The sequence below is a fragment of the Schnuerera sp. genome, from assembly GCF_035459645.1.
Lineage (GTDB): Bacteria > Bacillota > Clostridia > Tissierellales > Tepidimicrobiaceae > Schnuerera.
The window spans coordinates 1-6,391 of the sequence record NZ_DATHXO010000325.1; the positions used below are offsets into that span (position 1 = coordinate 1).

Annotated in this window: 4 protein-coding genes; 1 reads left to right on the forward strand and 3 read right to left on the reverse strand. The window is 28.9% G+C overall.

Features of this window, described 5'->3' with window-relative positions; translation table 11 throughout:
• Positions 1 to 219: 219 nt before the first annotated feature.
• The gene (uvrB, locus tag VK998_RS07625; RefSeq protein ID WP_325227277.1) at positions 220 to 2,199 is read right to left on the reverse strand and encodes an excinuclease ABC subunit UvrB; all 1,980 of its coding nucleotides are present in this window, start codon (positions 2,197 to 2,199) and stop codon (positions 220 to 222) included.
• 149 nt (positions 2,200 to 2,348) lie between these two features.
• On the opposite strand from uvrB, the gene VK998_RS07630 reads away from it, so the two are divergent.
• Complete coding sequence (locus VK998_RS07630; protein ID WP_325227280.1) at positions 2,349 to 3,938, forward strand: TolB-like translocation protein; 1,590 nt, start codon at positions 2,349 to 2,351, stop codon at positions 3,936 to 3,938.
• Positions 3,939 to 3,958: 20 nt separating this feature from the next.
• Here the strand turns inward: VK998_RS07630 and VK998_RS07635 are convergent, their stop codons facing one another.
• Complete coding sequence (locus VK998_RS07635; RefSeq protein WP_325227284.1) at positions 3,959 to 5,005, reverse strand: PDZ domain-containing protein; 1,047 nt, start codon at positions 5,003 to 5,005, stop codon at positions 3,959 to 3,961.
• Positions 5,006 to 5,156: 151 nt separating this feature from the next.
• Entirely contained in the window at positions 5,157 to 6,380 is a 1,224-nt protein-coding gene (locus VK998_RS07640) for a S41 family peptidase (protein ID WP_325227287.1), read from the reverse strand.
• Positions 6,381 to 6,391 lie beyond the last annotated feature (11 nt).

Here is a 6,391-nt window from a genome sequence, read left to right on the forward strand (position 1 = left end):
TAATTACTATAAATTTATTTCTAGGAATTTCTAGATTAATATTTTTTAAATTATGTTCTTTAGCTCCTCTAATTATTATCTTGTTGTTTTCCAAATTATATTTCACCTCTTTTTCAAATTGGCGCAAGTACCGGGCAGACACATAGGTCTGCCCCTACGGTTATAATTACAACCGCTACAATTCAACATTCACAATTCACTAGGTAAAAACTAAGCAAATTATTGCAATCCTGCTTCTTGCATTTTCTTTAGTTGGATCATCTTATCTCTTAATTCTGCTGCTTTTTCAAAGTTTAGTTCTTCTGCTGCTTTTAGCATAGCTTCTCTTAAATTCTCTATCATTACTTCTAATTCTTCTCCTGTAAATGTATCTACTACATACTCTTCCTCTTCTTCTAAGGCAATAGTTGCTTCTATTACATCCCTTACTCCCTTAATAATGGATTTTGGTGTTATATTGTGTTCTTTATTATATTTGTCCTGTATCTCTCTTCTTCTGTTAGTTTCCTTGATAGTTTTATTCATGGATTTAGTTATGGTATCAGCATACATAATGACTTGACCAGATACATTTCTTGCTGCTCTTCCTGTAGTCTGTATTAATGAAGTCTCTGACCTTAAAAACCCTTCTTTATCTGCATCCAATATGGCAACTAAAGATACTTCTGGTAAGTCTAACCCTTCTCGTAATAGATTGATACCCACTAATACATCGTATTTTCCAAGTCTTAAATCTCTTATAATTTCCATTCTTTCTATAGTATCAATATCTGAATGAAGGTAGGTAACTTTAATACCAATTTCCTTAAAATAATTTGTTAGATCTTCTGCCATTTTTTTAGTCAAAGTAGTTACTAAAACTCTCTCTTTATTTTCTGCTCTAGTCCTTATCTCCTTTACCAAATCGTCTATTTGATGTTCAATAGGTCTTACATCTATTTTAGGATCTAATAATCCTGTTGGTCTAATTATCTGTTCTACTATCTGTTCTGAATGTTTTTTTTCATAAGGGCCTGGAGTTGCTGACACATATATTATTTGATTTATATGATTTTCAAATTCAGTAAATTTCAAAGGTCTATTATCTAATGCAGAAGGAAGTCTAAAACCATGTTCTACTAAATTAGTCTTCCTAGACTTATCCCCTTCATACATACCCCCAACTTGTGGTATAGTCACATGGGATTCATCTACAATTATAAGAAAATCTTCAGGAAAATAATCTATTAAGGTATAGGGCTTACTTCCTGGTGCTCTTCCACTTAAATGTCTTGAATAGTTTTCTATTCCTTGACAAAATCCCATTTCTCTTAACATCTCAATATCATACCTAGTCCTTTGCTCTAATCTTTGGGCTTCTAATAATTTATTCTGTCTTCTTAATTCCTTCAAACTTTCTTCTAATTCTTTTTCTATACTAACAATAGCCCTATCTATTTTATCTTGAGATGTGGCATAGTGAGAAGCTGGGAAAATAGATATATGCTTTCTGGCACCAATAATCTCACCAGTCAAATGATTGACCTCTACTATCCTATCGATTTCATCTCCAAAGAATTCCACTCTAATGGTGTTCTCGCTAGAAGATGCAGGAAATATCTCTAACACATCTCCTCTAACCCTAAAAGTACCTCTAACAAAATTTACATCATTACGCATATATTGAATATCGATTAACTTCCTCATTATTTCATCTCTATCCTTAATCATACCTGGTCTTAAGGATACAACTAAATTTTCATAATCAATAGGATCACCTAAACCATATATACAAGATACACTAGCTACTATTATTACATCTTTTCTTTCAAATAAAGCTGCAGTAGCAGAGTGCCTTAACTTATCTATTTCATCATTTATAGAGGCATCCTTTTCGATATAGGTATCCGTTTGGGGTACATATGCCTCTGGTTGGTAATAATCATAGTAGGATACAAAATATTCTACTGCATTATTAGGAAAAAATTCTTTAAACTCACTAGCTAATTGATAAGCTAAAGTTTTATTATGGGCTATCACCAAAGTAGGTTTTTGTACTTTTTCAATTATATTAGCCATTGTAAAGGTTTTTCCTGAACCTGTTACTCCTAATAAAGTTTGATGTTTTAAATTCTTCAATATACCATTAGATAATTTTTCTATAGCCTCAGGTTGATCACCTGTCGGCTCAAAACTGGATTGTATTTTAAATTTATGCATACTTTTCACCTCTTGCTGAACGCTTGTTCGTTCCTATTATTTTATTATAATACATTTATAATTAAAGTCAAAATGTTTTTGATAAAACCAAAATAATATTGAACAATTTCCACTTATATTATAAACTATTAAGGAAGGAGGAGCTAATTATGAAAAAAATATTGCTTAGTTTTATTATATTGACATTAACCCTTATAGCAATTGGCTGTAGCTATACTGATGAAGGTCATATTTCTGCTTTAGAAAAAAAGATAGAAGAAGAACCTCTAAGCTATAAGATTGAGAAAATAGCATTATCAAAAGGATTTCAAACTACAGAATCTAATGTAGAAATACTCGATAAAACTAAGAATTTAAAATTACAAGCAAATATTGGATTAATTGAAAGCTCTGGTATTTCAATTGAGAAAATTACTAAATCCGACAAAACTATAAATATATATATCAATAGATTATTAGACCAAGGGGAAATTCAATTGGCTGTACCTCAGGTTGTGTTGGAGATTCTTGAGCCTATTGATGAAAATATTGAAGATCTTAAATTTAACATTGTAACTCAAAATTTTGATCTTATATCCTTAAAATACAGTAAAAACCAAATTCTAGATAGAATCTATACTGAGTTTAAAATTGAACCTAATTCTATACCAGATGTAAAATTAACTAAACTAAAGGACCAAATTCATTGGCATGTATCCTTTACTAATATATTCGATAAAGAAAATTCAAAATCTCCATTATTCAATTTAAATGTAAAAGTTGATGCTTTAACTGGAGAAATATTGGATTCAGTGAAGGACATTATTTCTGCTTATATTGATGATGGATATCTACTGGACTATATACCCAATAATTATATACTTTATAAACGTTACCACGAAGAAAATGGCATTTGGTATGAAAGCTTATGGACTTACAATGTAATAAACGGCCAACGGGGTAAACTATATACTTCAAAAGATAATATTCAATCAGCTGTTTTTAGTCCTAATGGGGAATATGTTTCTACAATTGAAGTCGATGAAAACAAAAGTGACATATATCTCATATCAAGACAAGAAAAAATCCCTTATAAAATTACTCCGAATACTTTTTTATATCCAAAGCTAATGAAATGGAAAGATGATAAAACCCTTTATTTTGTTGATATCAAAGATGAAACTTCTACTCTTTTAGCATATGATATACATGAAAATAAATCTGTGGAAATAATGAAAGTAGATAAAATTATGGATTCTTTTGATTTACTTGAAAATAAACTAATTTTTACTGAAACCCAAGAATACTCTGCAAATAAAAATATCTACTTTTATCAGGAAGGTGCTGAGTTAAAAGAAATAGGTTCAGGCTCTAAGGTTAGTTTTTTGGATAAAGAAAATATCATATATTTAGAAAATGTAGAAGAAAAAAATAAAAACATACTCCATATATATAATATAGTAAAAAATACTTATGAAAATAAATTTGATCAAAACATAGCAAATTATTTTAAATTAGATGAAAACAATTTAATATTTATTGAAAAAAATACCTCTAATAGTGATTATACCATTAAAAAATTTAATATGGATAACGAGAATCTAATATCTATTGCAAATGTAAATAATGATAAGATATTTTATGACCCAGAAATGGAAAAAGGATATATAAATTTATGTCCTCCTAATGAAGATGACCATCTAAATATTATATATTCTATAGACTTTAATAAATTTGACATAGCAAATATTAAAAACTAAAACGAACCCTTGGGTTCGTTTTAGTTTTTAAAACTTTTTTTCCCTTTACTTCTAATCTTATCTATCAATTTTACAATAGGAGTTCTTGATTCCTCAACTATATAAATTTGTTCAGGGAAATTAGAAACTACTACTACTCCTATATTATTGATCCCTTTCTGATAATTTTTATATTCCTTAGACACCAATCCTTTTTTTATATCGAACAATTCTATCCAAATAAACTTTGGTCTAAAGTATAGCACATCATCTATATCATTTTTTGAATATATTCTATGTCCATTTAAACTCAATATTATATCTCCTGGTTTTAATCCCATCTTTTTCCCAATACTATTAGGCAGAATATCTAATACTCTTAATCCATGTTCAGTAGATGTAAACAAGAAGTTACCTTGTTCTTCTTTTATTCTACCTAGTTTAATAATTGCTTCATGGGCTAAAGGAGAAAACAGAGCAGCTATATATTTAAAAATATGATATTTAATTGAAAGCCTTGATAATATCAATAAAGTTATACTAAATAAAGATAAAATGCTAGCAGTTTCCTTAGATTTTTTCTCTGGAAAATTTGATAAGGCAAAATCCCCATATCCTAATATTGCCATTATAGTAATAGGATAAATGTAGCCATTATTAACAAATATAGAAAAAGGAACTGGCCAAAATCTATTCATAGTAAATCCGCCTATTATTTCCCCTTGTTTTTCCATAAAAATTGGAATCCTATTTCTTTTACCATCTAATAATATTAAAAAACTTTCTACTAGGTGAAGTACTCCTATAACGAATAATATTTCAGATATATTAATATTTGGCCATCCCAAAATTAAACTTGACAAAGAAAGAATTCCACCTGCATAAGAAAAACACATAAATCTAGGATGAATGATGGATAATAATAAAGCCAAAGGTAAAACAAAATAAAAGTCTTTTGGACTTATAGAAATCCCAAAATATATAAACATAATACTTCCAAAGATTCCACCAATTAAACCATATAATGTAGATATAAATACATTATATATAGGGGATTTTTTATATATACCTAAAATCCCCTTTTCCATTTCCCCTATTTTTTTGTATTGAAGATATATTATCCCCACAACAATCCAAAAAAAAGGAGATTTTAAAATGGAAAATATATTGTATATGGAAAAATATACAATTTCTAAAAAAGGATACATCCTTAACTCTCCTTTACTTTGGCTAATAAATTTATCTAATTATCTCTTCAATCTTTTCTATAGCAGTTTGAAGTTGTATATCTTCGGATAAATTTTCAATTCCTATTTCTTGTACATTTTCTGGCAGATCTATAATAATATCTGGTTCTATACCTATGCCATGAATATTAGTTCCATTGGGTGTAAAATATTCGGATACTGTCAATTTAAAACCTGAACCATCGGATAGTTCCCTGATTCTTTGAACTACACCTTTACCAAATGTTTTATTGCCTATTAATATTCCCCTATTATGATCTCTGACTGCTCCTGCTAATATTTCAGAAGCACTTGCGCTACCTTCGTTTACCAATAAGACTAAAGGAATATCTATATGTTTCTTATTTGACCTTTCATATGCTCTTTCTCCATGTCGTGTTTCTGTATAAACTATAACTCCTTCTCCTAAAAATTCATCTGCTATATCTACACATACATTCAATAGTCCTCCTGGATTATTTCTTAAATCTAAAATTATTCCAGAAACATTCTTATTCATTAAAGTATTTAAATCTTTTTTAAAATCTTCATAAGTTAATTCATCAAAAGAAGTTATTTTAATATAGCCTATATCCTCTTGTATTACATCGGATTTTACAGTCACTAACCTAATCTCTTCTCTTACAATATCTATGTCTATATAATCATTCTTTCCATCTTTATCTTTTCTTAAAACAGTTATGCTAACTGTTGTTTTAGGCTCTCCCTTCATTAATTTTACAGCCTTATCCATGTTATCAGCAGTAAATTCTTCTCCATTAACTTTTATAATTTTATCTCCAGTTTTTAATCCTGCTCTTTCTCCTGGAGTGCCTTCTATAGGAGAAACTACTGTTATAAGATTATCGTCTCCAGGAGTTACTATCACACCTATTCCTCCATAAAGTCCTTGAGTATGCTCCGCAAAACTTATAAATTCTTCTTCAGTCATATATACTGAATAGGGATCTTCAAGAGCTTGAAATAATCCCTTTAATTGGCCCTCCATAAGTTTATTTTCATCTACATCTTTTAAAAAATTATCTTTAATATGATTCTCCAATCCTATCAGCTTAGAATATTTTTTATAGGATGAAGTTAGTTGTTCATATTCTCTAGTAGGTACAATAACTTTATCTTTATATTTTATAGTCAATAAATTGGTGGCACCAAAAGTAATAATATTTGTCAAAAGTATTAGTACCACCATTAAAGTAATTATTCTTTTTTTGGACATTTAATCACCTC